Source organism: Stenotrophomonas sp. TWI1149 (genome assembly GCF_039673155.1).
In the GTDB taxonomy this organism is placed as follows: Bacteria; Pseudomonadota; Gammaproteobacteria; order Xanthomonadales; family Xanthomonadaceae; genus Stenotrophomonas; species Stenotrophomonas maltophilia_AA.
Map to the genome: position 1 here is coordinate 1 of NZ_JBDJLB010000024.1, position 3,526 is coordinate 3,526.

At 70.4% G+C, this 3,526-nt stretch carries 3 protein-coding genes; all 3 read left to right on the plus strand.

From position 1 onward, the window contains the following. Window positions 1-1,676, plus strand: a 1,676-nt coding sequence (locus tag ABE424_RS19110; protein ID WP_346502005.1) for a DUF1631 family protein, incomplete at its 5' end; no start/stop codon positions are given. Beyond that, window positions 1,673-2,023, plus strand: coding sequence for a PilZ domain-containing protein (locus ABE424_RS19115; protein ID WP_346479248.1), 351 nt, complete (start codon window positions 1,673-1,675; stop codon window positions 2,021-2,023). The genes ABE424_RS19110 and ABE424_RS19115, both read left to right, overlap by 4 nt. An 82-nt stretch (window positions 2,024-2,105) precedes the next feature. After that, window positions 2,106-3,434 (plus strand): Xaa-Pro dipeptidase, encoded by a 1,329-nt coding sequence (pepQ, locus tag ABE424_RS19120; RefSeq protein ID WP_346502007.1) that lies wholly within the window; start codon window positions 2,106-2,108, stop codon window positions 3,432-3,434. Window positions 3,435-3,526 lie beyond the last annotated feature (92 nt).

The window sequence follows — 3,526 nt, forward strand, 5'->3', positions numbered from 1 at the left end:
GGGCGGCGATGACCCAGGAGGCGATGGCGATGACGGCGCCGGCCGCCGGCCCGGGCTGGAGCGCGCCCGGCGGTGACGATGGCGCTGCACCTGCACCTGCACCTGCACCTTCATCGTCGTCCGCCTCTGCACCGGCCAGCAACACCGCGCCTGCGCCGGCGGACCTCGGTGCCCCGGCGATGTCGGCCCTGCACCAGTTGCTCGGCGCCGCCCGCCAGGCGCATGCCGCCGGCACGGTGCCGGGCGGCGAGGCGATGGCCGCGCAGGCCGTCGCGGCGACCAACGAGCTGCCCGGACCGTCCGGGCAGTCCGGGCACCCCACCGACACTGCGTTTCTCGCCCCCGAAACACCCGCGGCACAGGCCGTGCCCGCCGAAGCCGTGCACGCCACGCTGGCCAGGCTGCAGAGCCAGGCCGTCGCTCCGGGCGGGGCCCGCCGCAGCATGGCCGACCTGCACAACGCCCTGCTCGCCCAGGTCCGCGCCGACCATGGCGCGCACGCCGCCCTGACGGTCAAGGACAGCGACACCTTCGACCTGCTCGACATGCTGTACGGGCAGATCCAGCGCGAGGTCCGGCCCGAGGCCGTGGCCGCCGACCTGCTGACCCGGCTGCAGGTCCCCGTGGCCCGCGCGGCCCTGTCCGACCCGGCCTTCTTCGTGCGCGACCAGCACCCCGCGCGCGAACTGCTCAATGCGGTGGCCGAGGCCGGCGCCAACTGGCTGGGCGAGGAGGACGTGGATCCGCAGCTGGTGCAGAAGCTGGGGCATGCCGTGGATCAGGTGGTCAACGAATACGACGGCGACGTCGCCGTGTTCGACACCGCCAACAAAGAGATCCAGCAGCACTTCCGCGCCCTCGCCCACAAGGCCGAACTGGCCGAGCGCCGTCATGTCGAAGCGGCCCGCGGCAAGGAGCGGCTGGAAGCGGCCAAGCAGCAGGCCAGCGCCAGCATCGAGCAGCTCTGCACGCAGGCCGCGCCGCCCCGCTTCGTGCAGGCGCTGCTGAAACAGGCGTGGTCGGACGTACTCACGCTCACCCTGCTGCGCAACGGCGAGACCTCGCCGCAGTGGCAGCAGCGCCAGCAGGAAACCACCCGGATCGCCGAGGTCACCTGCCTGGCGCCGGGTGCGGCCGAACGCGACGAGGCGCTGGGCAACCAGGTCGAGTCCGCGTTGCTGCAGGTCGGCTACCACCAGGACGAAGCGGCCGCGATCGCGCGCCGGCTGTCCACGCCCGGCGGTGCGGACGACAGCAGTTCGCGTACCGAACTCACCGCCCGCCTGCGCGCACGCACACGCCTGGGCGAACAGGCCGAGGCCAGCGATCCACGCAGGGTCGCCCCACTGGCCCGCAGCACGGCCGAGGACGACTGCTATCGCCAGCTGCGCACGCTGCCGTTCGGCACCTGGTTCGAGTTCACCACCAACCAGCAGGGGGATATCCGCCGTCAGCGGCTGTCCTGGTACAGCCTGATCACCGACAACGCCCTGTTCGTCAATCAGCGCGGGCAGAAAGTCGGCGAGCATTCCCTGGATGCACTGGCACGGCTGATGGCGCACGGCCAGGTGCGGATCGTCACTGAAGACAAGGGTCGGCTGATCGACCGCGCCTGGCAGGCCACGCTGCGTACGCTGCGTTCGCTGGCGGGCACCCCTGCGGAGAACGCCGAATGACCTCGCCCGATACCCGACGCGCACCCCGCCGCCAGGTGGCCGAGCTGGTGCCGGTGACCGACCGGATGGCCGAGACCGTGATCGGTCGGCTGGGCAATGTCTCCGAAACCGGCATGCTGATGCTGGCCTCGGTGCCGATGCAGGACGACGCGCTGTACCAGCTGCAGTTCACCATCACCGGCCCGCAGGGGCAGCCGCTGCTGATCGATGTCGGCGTGCACCTGCTGTGGAGCGAGCAGACCCATGCACCCGGCCAGGCCTGGGTGGGCTTCCGCTTCCTGACCCTGGCGCGCGAATCGCGCGAGCAGCTGCGGCAGTGGATCGCCGAGGAAACTTCGGCAGTCTGAGCGCCGGTTCCGGCACAGCGCCGAAGGCCCGATTGCGGCAGAATCTAGGGCTGCATTCCGCACTGTCAGCGAGCCTCATGCCATGAACCAGCCAGACCTCGGCGCCCTGTATTCCCACCATGCCAGCGTGATGCGCCAACGCGCCGACGAAGCGCTGGCCCGTGGCGGCTTCGATCATCTGGTGATTCCCAGCGGCACCCAGCATTACCAGGCATTCGATGATCGCGATTACCCGTATGCGGTGAACCCGAACTTCAAGGCCTGGCTGCCGCTGACCAAGCTGCCCAACAGCTGGCTGGTGTACACCCCGGGCCAGCGGCCCACGCTGATCTTCTACCAGCCCTTCGATTACTGGCACGTGGTGCCGGATGCGCCGAACGGCTGGTGGGTCGAGCATGTCGACATCGAGATCATCCGCACGCCGGACGCTGCGCTGGCACTGCTGCCCAAGGATCCCGCCCGCTGCGCCATCCTCGGCGAGCCGCAGAGCGCGCTGGGCGCGTTCGTGCCGAACAATCCGGCGCCGGTCATCGATTACCTGGACTGGCAGCGCGGCTACAAGACCCCGTATGAAATCGCCTTGATGCGCGAAGCGCAGCGGCTGGGCGTGCGCGGCCACCGCGCTGCCGAAGCCGCGTTCCGCGCCGGTGCCAGCGAATTCGAGATCCACATGGCGTATTGCCGCGCGGTCGGCCAGGACGCCAATGAGCTGCCGTACGGCAACATCATCGGCCTCAATGAACATGCCGCCGTGCTGCACTACACCGACCTGGGCCGCAGCGCGCCGACCCCGTTGCGCAGTTTCCTGATCGACGCCGGCGCCAGCGCCCATGGCTATGCCAGCGACATCACCCGCACCTATGCCGCCAGCGGCCATGACGAATTCCAGGCGCTGATCGACGCGGTCGACGCGGCGCAGCAGCAGATGGGCGCCGGCGTGCGCGCCGGGGTGGACTACAAGCAGCTGCACATCGACGCGCACCTGTCGCTGATGGGCATCCTCAAGGACTTCGGCGTGCTCACCGCCTCGCCGGAGGCCGCGCTGGCCACCGGCGTGAGCGCGGCGTTCTTCCCGCACGGCCTCGGCCATCTGATCGGGCTGCAGGTGCACGACGTGGCCGGCTTTGCCGCCAGCGACCGCGGTGGCCGCATCGAGCGTCCGCAGGGGCACCCGTACCTGCGCATGACCCGCGCGCTGGAGCCGGGCATGGTGGTCACCATCGAGCCGGGCGTGTACTTCATCGACATGCTGCTGGACGAAGTGAAGCAGGCCGGCAACGGCGCCAGCATCAACTGGGACCGCGTGGACTTCTTCCGTCCGTATGGCGGCGTGCGCATCGAGGATGAAGTGCTGTGCACCGAAGGCGATGCCGACAACCTGACCCGGCCGGTGTTCGCGGCCGCCAGCTGAGCGGCCACCTCAAGGTAGTGGGGGGGGGGGGGGGGGGGGGGGGGGGGCGCGCGAGGTGGGGGGGGGGAGGGCGGGGGGGGGCGGCCCCCGGA